The following is a 15,095-nucleotide window of genomic DNA, read 5'->3' as shown; positions in this document are numbered from 1 at the left end:
TGCTCACGTGATGCGGTAGTCTGCGTCCTACAGCCCTTTCAAGAGTCGCTCGAATGTTGCGAGCTCCCAAGTCGACAGTAGCTCCATGGGGTCAGTACCGAAGCGTTGGCTGCTATCAAAATCCCAGCGGCGCCCTTCTGGCGTCACACAGCACTGGCAGTAGTCGAAGGTATCGCAGTCGTAGTAGATCGAAAGCCTCCAGTCATCTACGTCGATTTCGAGACAACTCGCGTCGTCTTCATCCTTGGCTTGGCTACCCACTCGCCTCATGATGCGCGTACCGAGGGCAACATCCTTCAGCACCTGATACACCTCCCTAACATTTAGGGTCTGCTCCGCAATAGGCTCGTTGCAGGTTTTCATTATCCGTTCGAGAGACATCCCGCGATTGCTCATTGCGGCGTCTACCATCCCTTGGCCTTGGAATGCTCAGGGTATCATCCTAATGCCCCGGCTGATTAGCTAGCTTGTCGCCCCAGCCCTTCGCCGCCCGCAGCCGATCGAAGGTCTTGCTTTCCTGATAGACTTGCACACCACCCCGGAAAAGCCGAATTTGGGCCGTATACCCATACGTTCCGTCGTTACGTTTTCGTTTCCCGATTGATGCCATGAGCCACTGGTACATGAGAGGTTTGGACTGGTACACCGTACCAGCGAGCCCTCAAAAACCACCGAGAATTGGTACAAACAAGCCCTTACCAGACATTTCAGAATGACCACCAAACCCGCCTCAACCCCAGCAACCATGCGGCCTTCACTGTCTCGCCGCTTCAGCGTTGCCCCCATGATGGATCGGGACTACATCTGAAGATAGTCTATCTATTTCAGTCACTTACAAAGCGGATCGGCGCCGCTTAAGCAAATTTGTAGCCGTCCCGTCTGGATTGGACGGACTCTGGTCATTTTCTAACCACTCCTGCTGACACCCTGCCGTCCTGGCCGGGCTACCCTTATACTGAAATACCCCTACCGAATTGAGCCAATGATGGAACGCTGGAAGCTTGCCTGGGAAATAGTCGATGAGCAGGTCCGCTGCCGGGCGTGTGATGCCAGGCAGGATCTGCGAGAGGCGCGGCGCCCTTTCGAGCACCGGGAGGGATGTGCCGCGGCGATCCCGGCAGAGCAAATGCCATGGCGGGATCTTGCAGCGTTGTTGCGGGCGGAGCTGGTCAGACCTTCCGAAGACCGAACTGGCTGACCTTCACTGTCGAGTTCTGGGCGATGCCCGTGGCCAGGTACAGGCCCATCCGGCAAGTCACCACCGTTTCGGTCAGGTCCACTGTGCAGCGCTGGGTTTCCAGCGTGCCCTTCCAGTTTGCTGGCATGGTGAAGGGTTCCTGGTACTTGTCCATGGACCGGTAATAAATGGTGGTGGACGTGCCGCTCACCGGTTTGGTGATCATCAGTTCCGCCTCCCATCCGAGGATGCCGCGACTGCTGCCGACCACCTCAGGGGCGGAAACCATCTCGATAATGTCACCCACCGCCAGGCTGGAAGGCGCCACGCTCGCCGTCGGCTGAAGATACACATACCCGCCCGTGCCGGTCATCGCACCAGCAAGCTCGATGCACTGGGCCTCGCCGTAAGCAGCCTGTTCCTTATACCACCTGGTGGTGATGCCACTGAGGCCGGAGCCTGAGGCTTTGAATCCATCGGCCAAGACCGAGCCAGCTACGGGGTTTGCCGAGGCTGCAATGGTGCCCGAAGTGCCCGTCATCAGCGGATTAGCGTTCAGGCAGCCGAACGGGCGGATTGCCGAATAGAGGTCCGCCGCGTCGGTCGGCAGTGGCACCCCGAAGAATTCGAAGCCCCCGTTCACGATTGGCGCCAGCCGACTGCTGATGAAGTCGGCGCCCAGCAGGTTCGGGTGCAGACCTTCCACCGTCATCTCCTGGGTGAATCCATCCCAGATGTTCACAACCGGCACGAACTGGCTCACGTAGCTCAGCACCCAGTCCTTGTAGGCGGTCGCCTCAGCCAGTGCGGTGCCGGTGAGCGCCTTGTCGCCGAAGCGCGGCGTGCCGGTGCCGACGACCAGATACTTCCCCGGGGTGCCCAGGAACGCCATCACGATCTTCATCACGTTGGCTTTCGTATCGGTCAGGGTCATGCCGGTGGTCGTGCTGTCATTGGTGCGGGACAGCAATAGCCAGAGGTCAGCCGTGGTTGAGGCGAGTGCCGCCGGCAGCCGTGCCATGAACTGGCCGGTGTGGTCGCCCACCTTACCCTGGTTGTCGCGGTAGTCCGGGAACAGACCTGTCTTCGCCGCCAGCGCGCCGGCGTAACCATAGGCCTCCGTGCCGTACGAGGTAGCCGCAATGGTGTGGCAGTTTCCACTGAAACTGTCGCCCAGCAGGCCAAGCCCACGGCGGATACGGCGGCGTGTCGGGCGCGAGTTCGCGAGCAGGGTCATGCGTACACCTCAAACGCAGCGCCACCGGCCGGTACGAACCGAACCGTGGCGGGTGGAATATCCAGTTGATAAGCGCCATCTGCCCACAAGGTATCGCTGGTCACCCAGGTGTCAGTGCCCATCTTGAGCTGGACGGCCACGGAGCCGCCGTTGGCCTGCACCCCTAGTGTCACGCGCATGGCACGCGAATAAGACTCTTCCTTCATTACTGTCTGCATGGATCTGCTCCCTCTATTTGTCCGTCCTGGTAACAGTTCCCGGCGCCACCGCGAACTCGGTGATCGCCGCGTTCTGCTTCTGCGATTCCTTGGTCATGCCGAACCAGAAGCCCATCACCTGCTTGAGCTCTCCGAACCACAGCCCGATCACCGTGCCCACCGTGAGGCTGGCTGTAGGGTCCGTAAGGATCTCCTTGTTCCAGCCCATGAAGACGGCCGCGATGATCAGCAGCGTGCCGAGCAAGATCAGACCAGTGACCACGGGCCGGACGATGTCGCGGGGCTGCGCGGCGGCCAGCTTGCGGGCGCTGTCCCTGTCAGCCGCCTCGGCAGCGTACTGGGCGGCCTCGGCCTGAAGGCGGTTGTTCTCGGCGGTGACGGCCAACTGCTGCAGCTGGACCTTGGCATTCGTTTGCAGCTCCTGGACCTTCACCATTGCGTCGGGGTTGGTCGCCAGGATTGTGCTGACCGCCTCAGGGTCATTCGGAGCGTTAAGCGCACTCGATACCAGCGCCCCAACCGCCGCGCCCGCCGGCCCGCCCAACAGAGTGCCCACGGTAGGCGCCGCTGCACCGATAATCCTTCCCACGTCCGCCCAGTTCATGCCAAAGCCCCCAGCGCCTGGCTGTGGCATTCGGCCCACTTTTCTGGATGCGGCTTGCCCGGGCGCCAGACGCGGGCGTAAAGACGCCAGGCCGCGTCGGGCTCGCTGATCGCTGGCATGGGCAGGGGGTCGCTCCACAGCAGCAGGCGGGCGAACACTACCGCAAGGATGTCATCGGTCTCCAAAGCGGCCCACACTTTGGCCCGCTCGAACGGCACACCGCGCAGGGCGCAGATTGCCGCAGCATAGGATGTGGTGTTGGGGTGCGTCATGACGCCCTTCACCCCTCCTCCTTCCTCGAACTGCCAGAAGCCTCGGGCCGGGCCATCGCCATATTGTCGGCGAGCCAGAAAGCCCGACTCCTGCAGGCCGATAGCAATCAGCATGGTCATGGCGCGGCAGCCGTTCATTTTCTGAGGCAAAAGGGCGAGGCCCTGCTTGATTGTTGGGACAGGGATTTCCATCTTGCTTCGATTCTCCAGGCGCAAAAAAACCCGCGCGGAGCGGGTCGTGAAAAGTAGCTATATCCTGGCTTCAAACCCTGACTGGATCGAACCAGATACAGGCAGCCAATCCACCAGGGGACCTCGTCGGGACTTCACGTCATTCCGGTTGGTTCGGCCAGGCGACTGGATCAATTGTGAGGTCTAGACGACTCAGGGCCACTCGGTACTGCTTCCATCTTTTGAGAAGCGCCATCTCGGCGTCAGTGGCGTCATCAAGATCAACCGCATCCTGGAGCGGCGCGATGGCCGCCGCGGCAATAAGCAGGAGCGAGTCCTTGATGCTTGTATTATTGGCCTTGATTTCTTCCGCCGAGGGCGGGACTACCGGCGGAGCTCTGAACTGCCCTTCGCTGTAGGTCCATCCAATACTGGCGGCTTCGGTTTCCACCGCAACGAAACCCTCCGGCGGAGACCACTCGCTCTCCCCGTCCCAGACGACGAGATTTTCCACTAGGCCTGTTTCTTGATTGATAACAGCGTATGTCTTCATTCATGCGTACTCATAGATAAGGACGAGGCCCGGCGCGCCATTTCCGCCTGCTTGTGCCGTTGCACTGTTTTGCGCGTAAACCCCAGATGGGCCGGCTCCATAACCAGACGGCGCCCTGAATCCGGAGCCAGAGGGCATGTGACCGCCGGTCCCGAATGGGCTACCGCCTCCCTTTGAAGAAAGACTGCCCAAAGTTGTATATGCAAAGGCCGATGTCGCGGCTTCCCCGGCCTTTCCGATAAGGTTCGCACCGGTTGGCTCCGCACTATTGCCACCATTCGCGACCATTGCGACGGGACTTATTGCCGCGCTGCCTGCGCCCAGGCTTCCGCCCGGGGCCACAACCAGAGAACCGAAGCTGGAGGCGCCCCCTACCGCTCCGTTGTTGTTACCCGCGGCCCCGCCAGCCCCTGGAGCGCCAACAGTAACGGACTGTCCTGCAAAGCCGCTGGTTAAGCGGCTCTTGGCGTACGCCCCGCCTCCACCACCGATAGACTGAGCTATTGTGGATGTTCCTGTAGCAGCGGTACCACCTGAGCCACCGCCGCCCCCAACCAGCTCCACGATGATGGATTTGGTGCCGGAAGTAGGCGTATAGACCCCGCTCGTTATGAACACTTGGACGCCAATCAACCGTCCCGGGGTAACTCCGCCACCTACTACGATTTGCTTTAGCGCCGCCAGCAGTTGGGCGTTATTTTCTTCACTCGGGGTCAGCCCCCCAGCTTGGATCACAGCAAGAATTTCATCCGTCACGCCATTGCCCCACTCCGCAGGGATAAGCGAGCCTACGGTCCCTGTGGCAGTGTCCTCGTCGATAAACTTGCCATTCACCAGGCCAACGTTGGCCACGCTTTTCGGATAATCCACGGTGTTTCCTCAGTTGTAATTGATGTGCACGATGGTCTGTGCGGGGGCATAACGCTGGATCAAGCACTCCAGACCGTTCGCGGGGTTAACACCGAAGCGCTCCCCCCAGTAGCTCACGCCGAACCGCCGCCCGATCCGTTGCCGGCCGCCGGTGTTCAGCGTCCACATGAATTGCGCGGACCATGTTCCGAAGTGGGCCTTGCCGAACCGGGCCCGGCCGAAGCGCGGCGCGCGGTGTTGGGTAACAGTCGCGTTGGGATAGCCCTGGCCTTGGGCGATGGAAACGAAATACCCAACGCGCTGGCTGCCAACTGCGGTGAGGCGCTGTTGCACCGCAAGCTGACGGTCGCCGAAGCTGGGCGTGTTGCCCAGGCACTCATCCGGGAGGCCCATCACGGCCTCCCAGTCCGGTACCAGTTCGGTCACCCTGGTGGGGTCTATCTCGGCGGTCAGCGCGATCACACGAGAGTCGATTCGCGCCAGCTCGACCGAAATGCCTGACAGCACGCGCGCAAGTTCGGGTACGCGCTCCGGGTCCCAGGCCGGCCCCTGCGGCAGCAACGCCCGCAGCTGTGCCTCGTAATGCGCCGCGTTCCTTACTGCCATGTGACTGTCCCCACGGTGAGCAGCTCGTTCGCGCCGGTAGTGACGTTGGCGGTGGGGCTGACCACGACGTTGTCGGCCTCGCCTTCTGCGCTACTCACGGCCTCGCGGATATGACTGATAAGTAACGTCTCGCCCAGCCCGGCCTCCCGCTCATGCAGGTCAGTCAGCTCGGCGATGACGGCGGCACGGACCGCCGTCGTGTCGGGGGTGAGCTTGATCTTGTAGTTGACGGCCTTGAGCACTGGGGCCAGCGCGTAGACCTCTGCGGTAACCGGAGCCTTAGTCTCCAAATAGGCCTGGACAGTGGCGACCTCGTTGGCATCCGGAATGATGCTGGCATCGCCATCGCGAACGAAGAACACGCCCACGGTGCCCGGGCCCATGTAGTTCTTCACGGTCCACGCCCGGGTAACGCCAGCGCACTCCAGGGCCCAGGTCACGTAGTCGTCGGCGTCACCGCCATGCGGGATGACCTGATAGCTGCGGATGACCCGGGCCCGTAGTGATTCGATAGACTCCTGGTCCGTGCCCCCGGTAAGCCCGGGCGCCAGCACGATAAACGTGTCGTCAACCCCGACCACGGGTTGTACCAGGGTCAGTACCAGACCGGCATCGGCGTTGCTGAGGGCGCCGCCGTCCACCGCTTCCAGCGAAGCAATGTTGGTGCCCGCTGCGGTAGTGACCGCAGCGCTGACCCGGTATTGGCGGCCTTCGCTGGATTGCAGGACCTGATCAGCATCGAGCACCGCGCCAGCAGCTGCCTGAAAGCTGGCCGAGCCGCTGGCGGTCTGGGCTGCAATACGCGGCGTCTCCAGGCGAAGCAGCGCCTGCCGCTCGAGCGTGGATTCGTCCGCCGTGTCGGGCAGGATCTGCAGGGCAATCCAGTCCAGATAGCCGTACAGCCCGTAGGCCGCTCCACTGAGCGCGCGCGCCAGCACCTGGGCATCGGACTTGCGCAATGCGTCACTGGCCAGGTCCGCCGCGGTGCGGCTGATCAGTGCGGGCAGGGTCGGGGTTTCAAACGGCATAGATCACCTGCCAGTCTTGGTGGGGGTAGATTTCCAGGCGCTCACCGGTGGGCAAGGTAAGCACCGTGCCGAGGTTGAGCCTGTCGTTGCCGGCGCGTGCCGTGAGAATTTGCACGTCGACCACATGGCGGTCGTCGATGAGCCATTGCAGCGCCTCCCGGGCGTAGGTCACTGCGCCGCTGATGGTTTCGGCGGTGAGCTTGCGCCGGCGCAGCAGCCATAGCCGCGAACCGATCCGGTCGTCGGCCACTTGTGGGAAGCTGTCGCCCCACCAGCCGTAGCGTTCGTCGTCTTCCACCTGGTCGCTCGAGTTGGCCCGGCGCCAGGTGAACAGGCTGATCTCGACGGCGCGCTTCAGGCTGGTTTCCTGGTCGTCGATCGTGATGATCGTCATGCGCCACCGCCAATCGGTCCATCGGTCTGCCCCGAGCCCCGTTGTACCCCGCCATGGGGGTGGGTCATCTGGCTTACGCCGCCCGCGATCTGGTCGCCCTGGCTGACGATCTCGCCCGTCTGGGTGATGGTCGGGGTATCGAAATGCACACCAGCCGTGGCCGTGATATTCAGCGTGCCCGTCTCGATGTCGATGATCCGTCCGCGCTTGAAGTGGATCTTGTCGCCCTCATCGGTGTAGATGGCGACCTCGCCCGCCTGTAGGCCCTTGATGCGATAGCGGCGGTCAGCGACCACCAGCACGACACCGTGCGACCGGTCGCCACCGAGAAATGCGGCCAGGCCTTCGGCACCTTCATGCGGACAGCTGGTGTAGCCGTAGGGCTCCAGATGTTCCATAGCATCCTTGACCTCACCGGCGGTCAGCCGCATCTGCAGGGTCTGCAGCTTGCCCGTGGACTTGGCCAACGCCACGACCCCGCGGGTCAGCATGTTCATCAGTCGGCTCATTTGTCGTTTTCTTTCCAGTCGGCGGGCAGCAGGTACTCGAAAGCGTCGGCCTTCTTCACCTTGCGTTTCTTGTGAGGGTCGTCCGGTTCTTGCAGATAGCCCTCGGGCGGGCCGACGCGCAGACGGCAGATCGACCCCTGATCGTTGAGCTGGTACGTCACCTCGGCGATCAGCATGTCGCGGTCGAACCCGATCACCGGATCAATCACACGCACGAGGGTATTGGGCAACCACAGCGCACCGTTGGCCTGACGCCAGCATTGGATTTCGTAGGTTGTCTCAAGCGCCTTGCCCAGGGCGGTACCGCGCTCCCAGTTCGCCCGGTCGGCAGCCATCCTGTCGCTGAGTTGGCCGCTTTCGTGGATGACCTTCACCCGCCTGCGGGTCATGCGCGGATCGGCAACGGCGCCACTTACTTCGGTAGTGGTCTTGCCGAACTCTTCGTCAGTACCCGAGCGCTGGCCGATCACCCGGTATTCGGAGAACACCCGGGTGAAATCCAGCGGTGCATCGCCACTAAGCACATTGCGGCCCAGCTCCAGCGGTTCGGCGGCGCGGCCTGCGCTACCGACCTCCGCCAGCACCACTTCGCCCCGGGCATTGTCGGTGCTGAAGACGCGGTAGAGGGTCAACAGCCGATCGATGGATTCGAACGCCGTTTCCCCGGGCTCGATGGTGTGATCCGCAAGGCTCGCCGTCGCGCCGATCTCGCTCTTGACGGTCAGGCCGTACTCACCGGCGAGCGCCTGGACGATCCTCTGCACGCTCTGGTTTTTCCACTGCCCGGGCTGGTTGATGGCCCCGCAGTCCACAAGGTCGGCGGTCAGCGACCGGCCGGTAATCGAGGTGTTGACCTTTTCGTGGTCGTAGTTGATCGGGGTGGCATCGACCCAGCCGGTAACCACCAGGTCGCCGCCGATCCGTACTTCGCAGCGTGCGCCCTGCTTTACCGGGCGCAGGACGTTCTGCCCGGGCCACTTCCACGTGATGCCGATGTTGAAGCTACGTGCCTGGCGCTCCAGGCCTGCGCTGATTTCCACCGAGGTCCAGCCGGAATAATCCAGACCATCGACGGTCAGGGTCACGGCCGTCGAAGGGTCGGACATGTCGCACTACTCCCGGGCGAGTTGCAGGGGCACCGCCGGCACGAAACCGGGGTGTTTGATGTTGTTGCGCTGGATGACTTCGCCGTCGCGGGTCGCATCTCCGAAACGGCGATAGGCGAGCACCAGCGCCGGAAGCGTTTCCGGCGGCGTCACTGACACCAGCTGCACGCCCGACGCCGCCACGGCGGTCAGGTGGCGGACCACCTGCTGTCGTGCGGCGTTGATGACCGGGTAATAGGTGGCGTCCGCCTTGAGGGCGGCTTGCCAGAAAGCATCGTCCAGCGCATCGCGGGCGGCGATCACATCGTTCGCCACCGGTACCTCGGCACGCTCGACCGGTGCCACCACCTGCTGCTCGAGCGAGGCGGTCGTCTCTTCCGTCGCGGGTGGTGCGGCAACCGGCATTTCGGCAATGGTTGCCGTGGCCTGCACTAGCACGGCGTCCTGCACCAGATTGGACAGCGCCTGGGCAGCCGCCGTGGTATCGGCACCACTGGCGGCGCTCACGGTGTTGATGCTCGCCGCCGCCTCGGCCTGACTGGAAACGGTGGCCAGCGCAGCGCTGTACGAGTTGAACGACGCTGCGCTGGCGCTGGTGGTCTTTCCGGAACTGTTCGATGAGAACGAGGACAGCCCCAGATCGCTGAAGTAGCCGCTGAACAGGCTGGACAGCGAACCCGGCGAGTTCATCAACATCTGCGCCATGGACGTGACCGATCCCACGGCACTGGTCAGTGGGGAGAACTGGGTGGTGACTACGCTGAACACCGACGTGAGTCGATTTTGCAGCCCCACGAGGTTGATCCGCGCGGTATCCACTTTGGCCATGGCCGATTTGTACCGGTCCAGGGCGCTGCTCCAGTAGCTCGCCGAGGTCTGCGCTGTCATTCGCGACGTGTTCGTGCGAACGGATGGGTTGAGCTGTGCATTGCCGGGGTAGAAGGTCAGGTCGAAGGTGACCATGCCGCCTTCACGCCGGCTGTGCGACATCTCGCATTGTCCCGGCACCACCGACAACTGGCCCAGCCAAGGGTGCACCAGCGTGCCCTCCCCTTCGGTTTCCAGGGCCTTTAGCAGCCTGTCTCGCTGCTCGAAGCAATCCGGTCCGATCACGAAGGCGCTGATCTTGTGCACCCGGGCGACCTTGCCCATCTGTTCGGCGTACGCCTCGTCCCGCTTGGGGTACTCATGCAGCTGGACCTTGCGCCCGACCGGTACGGACGTGTCCTCGATAAGGAACGTCTCGCCGCGGAAGGACGCGGGCAGCAGCTGCTCGCGCCAGGTATCAGCCATTACTGCGCTCCAGACAGGGATCGATAACCGACATTGGTGGTGACCTTGAGGCCGGGCTGGTTGGTCTGCGCCGGTTGTGGGCGCAGTCCCGGCGGTGCGTTTTCGAAACGGACCACCAGGGCGCCATCAAGCTGGGATCTGTTGGCCCCGCCAGAAAGCAGGCCCTGGGTGGCATTCTGCAGACCGGTAGTACCCTGGCTGATCAGCCCAGCACCTACCGCAGTGCCATTGTTGCCCGCAAAAAAATCAGCCGCGCCAGCGGCTTTGCTTTGCACCCAACTCGCAGCGCCGGAAACTTTGCCGCCAACCCACTCGCCAGCGTTCATCAAGGGCTCTATATAGGGGCGTACCCGATCAAAGAATCCCTTGAACCAAGCCACTAGTGGCTCCCAAGCCGCTGACACCACCTGCACGGGATCGAAGCCAATCTGCTCTTTGACGTACTCCCATCCCGCCGCGGTGGCAGCCTTGATGAAGCCCCACAGCGCGCCGAAAAACTGCATCAGGGGTTGCCAATTGGTCATGACCTGGCCCAGCGGCGTCCAGGCAAATGCGGCCTTAATCCAGGTCCACACGGTTAGCATGGTGGTTTTGATGGTCGCCCAAAGCTGCGTGAAGTAAGGCGCCAGGCGATCCCAATTCGCCACAATGACGCCAACGGCACCGGCAATCAGCAGGGCTATGATCCCGATAGGCGTCATCCCCAAGGCCACGCTTAGTAGCTTCGTTGCAATGGTTGCTCCAACGATCCCCAGACGAAGTGCTGCGAATGCGACGCCAGCCGCCAAGATGCCCTGTACCAGGCCAGGGTTATCCCTGATGAAATCCCCCACATGGCTTATCAGCGGCCGGATTCCATCGACAACAGCGTTGATCGCGGGGAGAAACGCATTACCCAAAGCTATGCCGACTCTGTTCACCGCATTGCGCATCAGCGTCAGGTTGTTTTCAGTTGTCGCCGCGCGGGAGGCGTACTCCTTTTCCATCGACCCGGCGTACTGTTGCTGATCACCAGTCTTCTGCAGGTTGCCTTGTAGCAATTCCAGGTTGGTCAACAGCGGCGCAATTGCCGCAACCGACTCGGTGCCGAAGAGATTCGTCAACAGCGCAGGCCGCTTCACGGCATCGACCGCAGCAATGCGCTTGAGCACCGTCAGCATCGTGCCTTGGGCATCCTTCTGCATGCCGGCCGCCACCTGCTTGGAGTCAAGCCGCAGAGCCTTGAATGCTGCCGCCTGTGTTTTGGTCGCAGCGCTGCCCTTGGTCATGGACAGCATGAAGTTCTTGATGCCGGTTGCCGCCACTTCCTGCTCTACGCCCACGCCGGCCATGGTTGCGCCCAATGCAGCGATCTGCGCAGACGCCACGCCTGCGACTTCGCCCAACGGGCCCACGCGGGTCACAATGTCGGAGATTTGCCGGGTGTTGGCTGGCCCGGTATTGCCCAGGTAGTTGATGCGGTCGGCCAGGCCTACCACCTCCGCCTGGGTCATTTTGAAGGACGTCCGCCACTTGGCCATCATGTCGCCGCTTTGCTCGGCGCTTTGGTCAAAGGCAATGCCCATCTTCACTGCGTCTTCGGCAAACTGCTTGAGCTCGCCTCGGGCAATCCCGGCTTGGCCACCTGCAGCGACAATCTTGGCGATGTCGTTGGCAGCCATTGGCAAGCGCTCGGACATCTGGGCGATGTCATCACCCATCTCCTTGAACTGGCCAGGATTGTCGAAATTGACTACCTTTCGCACATCGGCCATGGCCGACTCGAATTCGATTGCGGCATGGGCACCGGCAATGAAAGGCGCTGCCAGCGCGCCACCCGCCAGCACATCCTTGAAACCGATGCTCCCCAGGCCGGTGCTTTGCAGATTCTTGCGGAAGCTCGCGACGTTCTTGCGGATGCCCGCCAGGGTGGGCGACAGCTTGTCGACGCCGGTGATCAGCGCTTTTAGCTGGAAGTTGTCGGCCATCAGTCCACCTGTAGGGTCTTGTTGATGCGCTGCGCGTGGGCCAGCGACTCGAGTAATACGTCCAACGGCCTGGCCATGATCTGGTCGGGGTCAACCTTCCAGAAGTAGGCCAGGTCGTAGGCCAGCGCGATCAGGCCTTCAAGATCGCCGATGCCGGCGTCATGAAAAAACCTGCTACCTGCCAGGCGAGGGTGTTGAGGTCTGCAAGGTCCAGCTGATCGACCGACGAGGGGGGAATGTCCGCGCACGCCGAAATGTATTTGGCCGCCACGTCCAGATCCAGGGTGACCGCTTGATCCTGGTCGATCTTGTACGGCAGGGCCTTGATGGCCCGGGCCTCCTTCGAGGTGGGCCGGCGCAGCGTCAGCTCGGTCACTTCTTCGCCATGAGCCTGAATGGGGGTGCTCAGCTTGATAATTTCACTCACGACCACACCCCTTTAATGCCGTCGAACTGCAGTTCGATAGTGCCTTCCTCGCCGTTCGAGCTTGGCTCGTCCACCAGATAGGCGCCGGACAGGGTGTACACGCGTCCATTCTTCAATTCGGCCGTGATCGTCATGTTCGTTCCCTCGATCAGCGCCTGCAGCGGAAAGCCTGGGGTATGCACCGCAGTCAACTTGACCCACGGCGCCTTGTCCTCTTCCTTGAAGTAACCGGGCACTACGGTTTCCCGGGTCTTGTCCATCAACGGCGCTTCCACGCCGCCTTTCAGGGTCAACTGCGTACCGTCGACCTTGACGTAGCAGGTACCTGCAACTTTCTGCCCCATGGCTGGGCCTCCAAACGAAAAAGCCCGCACGTGGCGGGCCTGGATAATGGGACAGCGTTACGCCGCGTCGGCGGTGTACTGTTGTCGGAACTGGTTGAGCAGCGCGAAGACCCGCAGGCCGTTCACGTAATCCGGCGGGTACAGCACGTTGATCCTGGAAGGATTCTTGCTGTCGCGCTCGACGATCAGGTACTTGGCGAACAGCGCGGAGTTCTCCACGTGACCGTCGCGCTCCAGATTGCCGTATTCGCTGATCAGCTCGCCGCGCACCACGTTCGGGGTGACGATCGGCTGGCCATCGCCAAACAGCGTGCCGTCATTGGCCAGCTTGTGACGGCCGTACTTGCTGGTGATGATGCTCTTGAGCCGACGCACGATGTACGCGCTCTGGTGCATGGTCTCGCTGTCCAGGTACGAATCGTCGGCCTGCCCATAGGCATTTTTCTGGTAGGTCGTGATCGCGCGCTGGATGCGCATGTAACCGCCTTCGAAATACAACGTGGCAATGCCGTACTGAAGCAGCGACTGGAACTCGGTCAGGGTGAAACGGCTGCCCTCGGGTGCCGGGTCGATGCCCATCAAAGCCCCGGTCTGCGTCGGGCGGCTGGCATCGGCCGAGATGAACACCGCCTGCCGAGCGGTTGCGGCCGCAGCTACTCGCCAGAACGGCTGGGGCACACCAGCCTCGAAGCCGAAGATCGTGCCGTGCTGGTCGTTGCGCACCTGCCCGGCCGCGACAAGGCTGCCGAGCGTGCCGCGCAACGCACCGTACACGTGGCCATAGAGCTGCTTGGCCCACGACCAGCGACCGCTGACGTCATTCATCGCCAGTTTCCACGCATCGAGGGTGGTGGCGTCCGCCCACGGCACGCAGATGAATTCGAACGGGGCATCGCCCAGCGCCGCCAATGCAGCGACCGAATCCGGTACACCTGCGCCGCCGCTCATGGCCGAGATCGCCACCGTCAGCCCGGCCGGGGTGACTTCGCCGTTGCTCTTGCCCAGGCGGTTCACTACCAGAGCGATATCGTTACCCGAATCGCCGGCCCACTTCGCGGTGAGCGTCACCACGCCCGCAGCGGCGGCAGCCGTCACCGGCAGGTCAGCAGCGGCATTGATCTTGGTGGCCAGCGCGGAGGCCGCTGCGGCAGCCGCATTGCCCGAAGCGATGCTGGCCTGGATGCGGACGCCGCCCACGTACAGGTTGACGAGGCCTGCCTCGGTCGCCGTCCCGGTGAAGGTCACCTTGCCCGATGCGACGGAGCCGGTGGCGTTTTTCAGTGGCAGGCACCAGATTTCGCCCACCGGGTCGTTCTGGCGCCAGGTGTCGTACATGGCGGCCAGCATCGAGCCCTGCCCGCCGATGGTCTTGGCCTGGGCCAGGCTGGACACGAGCGTGAGCTTGCCGATTTCATCAGCGGTCGCGGTATCGTTGACCTGGGCGACGATGAGCCGGCGCAGCGCGCTGCTCGCGCTGTTCGCCATGGAGTTGTCCATTTCCGCATAGAACAGCGGCACGCGGATGTCCGCGGGAATCTGTTGGAATCCTACGCTCATTTGGTCGTGGCCTCTTTCGCGGTCGGGGTGGGAGTTACAACGTCGCCATCAAGCAGGCGGCGGCGCCAGTAGGTATCGTCCGGCACGTCGCGGCCTTCGGCTGGCAGCAACTCCCCGGTTTCCGGGTCCGGCACCGCGCGGCCCTTGGCCGGTACCACGGTAATGCGGTTCATGGCATGTCCTCTTTCAGTTGAACTTCAATGCGCCCGTCCGGGCCGGGGTATTTCAGGTTGCGGTCGGCAGGGTCGATGCAGTCCACATTGATGTCGAAGCCCTGCAGCATGGGCAGGCCGTCCAGCTCCAGTTCGTGCCAGGTTTCGGCGGGATCTGTCCCGGCGTTTCGACCCAGCTGGAAGGCAGTGACGAAGGAATAGCGGTAGATCACCAGCGCGCGGTCGATCTGTACCAGGTCGCCGCCGTCATAGGTGATGGGGTCGTACTCCGGCGCGGGCCGCCAGCCCACCAGCGCCCGCCACAGCTGCGCGCGGATGTCATGCAGCACATCCACGGCCAGTTGCCCGCGCTGGTCCTTGGTGTCGAGGATCACCACCACGTCGAACGCGTCGGTGATCGCCTGGCGGATACCGTTTTCCAGGTCGTTGTCGCTGGCGTCGTCGCCCGTGGCAATCACGAACGCGCCGGGGCGGTCCACCTGCTGGCTGGCCTTGACTGCGTCGAAGTCGATGCCGCCGGCGACCCGCCCGACGAACACAGGGCAGCGCTGCCGCAGTTGCAGCACTACAGGGGTGATCTTCATGGAAT

The 15,095-nt window shown here is 62.6% G+C and carries 18 protein-coding genes; all 18 read right to left on the bottom strand.

Annotated features, from left to right (window positions below; all coding sequences use genetic code 11):
• Nucleotides 1-27 precede the first annotated feature (27 nt).
• A complete protein-coding gene (locus tag LG385_RS06500; protein ID WP_225773362.1) occupies nucleotides 28-363 on the bottom strand; it encodes a hypothetical protein in 336 nt (111 codons plus the stop codon).
• Nucleotides 364-1,169: 806 nt separating this feature from the next.
• Nucleotides 1,170-2,414: an SGNH/GDSL hydrolase family protein gene (locus LG385_RS06495; RefSeq protein WP_225773359.1), complete on the bottom strand. Its 1,245-nt coding sequence runs from the start codon at nucleotides 2,412-2,414 to the stop codon at nucleotides 1,170-1,172.
• Nucleotides 2,411-2,632: a hypothetical protein gene (locus LG385_RS06490; protein ID WP_225773357.1), complete on the bottom strand. Its 222-nt coding sequence runs from the start codon at nucleotides 2,630-2,632 to the stop codon at nucleotides 2,411-2,413. Before LG385_RS06490 ends, LG385_RS06495 begins: the two co-directional genes overlap by 4 nt.
• A gap of 13 nt (nucleotides 2,633-2,645) precedes the next feature.
• Nucleotides 2,646-3,266: a hypothetical protein gene (locus tag LG385_RS06485; protein ID WP_225773354.1), complete on the bottom strand. Its 621-nt coding sequence runs from the start codon at nucleotides 3,264-3,266 to the stop codon at nucleotides 2,646-2,648.
• Nucleotides 3,233-3,628 carry a hypothetical protein gene (locus LG385_RS06480; RefSeq protein WP_225773352.1) on the bottom strand — a complete coding sequence of 132 codons (396 nt, stop codon included), beginning with the start codon at nucleotides 3,626-3,628 and terminating at the stop codon, nucleotides 3,233-3,235. Before LG385_RS06480 ends, LG385_RS06485 begins: the two co-directional genes overlap by 34 nt.
• 211 nt (nucleotides 3,629-3,839) lie before the next feature.
• On the bottom strand, nucleotides 3,840-4,232 hold the full coding sequence (locus tag LG385_RS06475) for a tail fiber assembly protein (protein ID WP_225773349.1): 393 nt from the start codon (nucleotides 4,230-4,232) through the stop codon (nucleotides 3,840-3,842).
• An 879-nt stretch (nucleotides 4,233-5,111) separates the two neighbouring features.
• Complete coding sequence (locus tag LG385_RS06470; protein WP_225773347.1) at nucleotides 5,112-5,708, bottom strand: YmfQ family protein; 597 nt, start codon at nucleotides 5,706-5,708, stop codon at nucleotides 5,112-5,114.
• Nucleotides 5,699-6,736: a baseplate J/gp47 family protein gene (locus LG385_RS06465; RefSeq protein ID WP_225773345.1), complete on the bottom strand. Its 1,038-nt coding sequence runs from the start codon at nucleotides 6,734-6,736 to the stop codon at nucleotides 5,699-5,701. The genes LG385_RS06470 and LG385_RS06465 overlap by 10 nt, the downstream gene beginning before the upstream one ends.
• The gene (locus tag LG385_RS06460; protein WP_413247358.1) at nucleotides 6,726-7,124 is read right to left on the bottom strand and encodes a phage GP46 family protein; all 399 of its coding nucleotides are present in this window, start codon (nucleotides 7,122-7,124) and stop codon (nucleotides 6,726-6,728) included. Before LG385_RS06460 ends, LG385_RS06465 begins: the two co-directional genes overlap by 11 nt.
• A gap of 2 nt (nucleotides 7,125-7,126) precedes the next feature.
• Entirely contained in the window at nucleotides 7,127-7,639 is a 513-nt protein-coding gene (locus LG385_RS06455) for a phage baseplate assembly protein V (protein WP_225773341.1), read from the bottom strand.
• Nucleotides 7,636-8,745 carry a phage baseplate assembly protein gene (locus tag LG385_RS06450; protein WP_225773339.1) on the bottom strand — a complete coding sequence of 370 codons (1,110 nt, stop codon included), beginning with the start codon at nucleotides 8,743-8,745 and terminating at the stop codon, nucleotides 7,636-7,638. The genes LG385_RS06455 and LG385_RS06450 overlap by 4 nt, the downstream gene beginning before the upstream one ends.
• Nucleotides 8,746-8,751: 6 nt before the next feature.
• Entirely contained in the window at nucleotides 8,752-10,038 is a 1,287-nt protein-coding gene (locus tag LG385_RS06445; RefSeq protein ID WP_225773337.1) for a DNA circularization protein, read from the bottom strand.
• Complete coding sequence (locus LG385_RS06440) at nucleotides 10,038-12,005, bottom strand: phage tail tape measure protein (protein ID WP_225773335.1); 1,968 nt, start codon at nucleotides 12,003-12,005, stop codon at nucleotides 10,038-10,040. The genes LG385_RS06445 and LG385_RS06440 overlap by 1 nt, the downstream gene beginning before the upstream one ends.
• 130 nt (nucleotides 12,006-12,135) lie before the next feature.
• On the bottom strand, nucleotides 12,136-12,432 hold the full coding sequence (locus LG385_RS06435; protein ID WP_225773332.1) for a phage tail assembly protein: 297 nt from the start codon (nucleotides 12,430-12,432) through the stop codon (nucleotides 12,136-12,138).
• Nucleotides 12,429-12,776, bottom strand: a complete 348-nt coding sequence (locus tag LG385_RS06430) for a phage tail tube protein (protein ID WP_225773330.1) — start codon at nucleotides 12,774-12,776, stop codon at nucleotides 12,429-12,431. Before LG385_RS06430 ends, LG385_RS06435 begins: the two co-directional genes overlap by 4 nt.
• 57 nt (nucleotides 12,777-12,833) lie before the next feature.
• Complete coding sequence (locus tag LG385_RS06425; protein WP_225773328.1) at nucleotides 12,834-14,333, bottom strand: phage tail sheath subtilisin-like domain-containing protein; 1,500 nt, start codon at nucleotides 14,331-14,333, stop codon at nucleotides 12,834-12,836.
• The gene (locus LG385_RS06420; RefSeq protein ID WP_225773325.1) at nucleotides 14,330-14,506 is read right to left on the bottom strand and encodes a DUF2635 domain-containing protein; all 177 of its coding nucleotides are present in this window, start codon (nucleotides 14,504-14,506) and stop codon (nucleotides 14,330-14,332) included. The genes LG385_RS06425 and LG385_RS06420 overlap by 4 nt, the downstream gene beginning before the upstream one ends.
• Nucleotides 14,503-15,090, bottom strand: coding sequence for a hypothetical protein (locus LG385_RS06415; protein ID WP_225773324.1), 588 nt, complete (start codon nucleotides 15,088-15,090; stop codon nucleotides 14,503-14,505). Before LG385_RS06415 ends, LG385_RS06420 begins: the two co-directional genes overlap by 4 nt.
• Nucleotides 15,091-15,095: the final 5 nt, after the last annotated feature.

The organism is Pseudomonas sp. Marseille-Q5115 (assembly GCF_916618905.1).
Lineage (GTDB): Bacteria > Pseudomonadota > Gammaproteobacteria > Pseudomonadales > Pseudomonadaceae > Aquipseudomonas > Aquipseudomonas japonica_A.
This window is presented reverse-complemented; position numbering and strand designations above follow the sequence as displayed.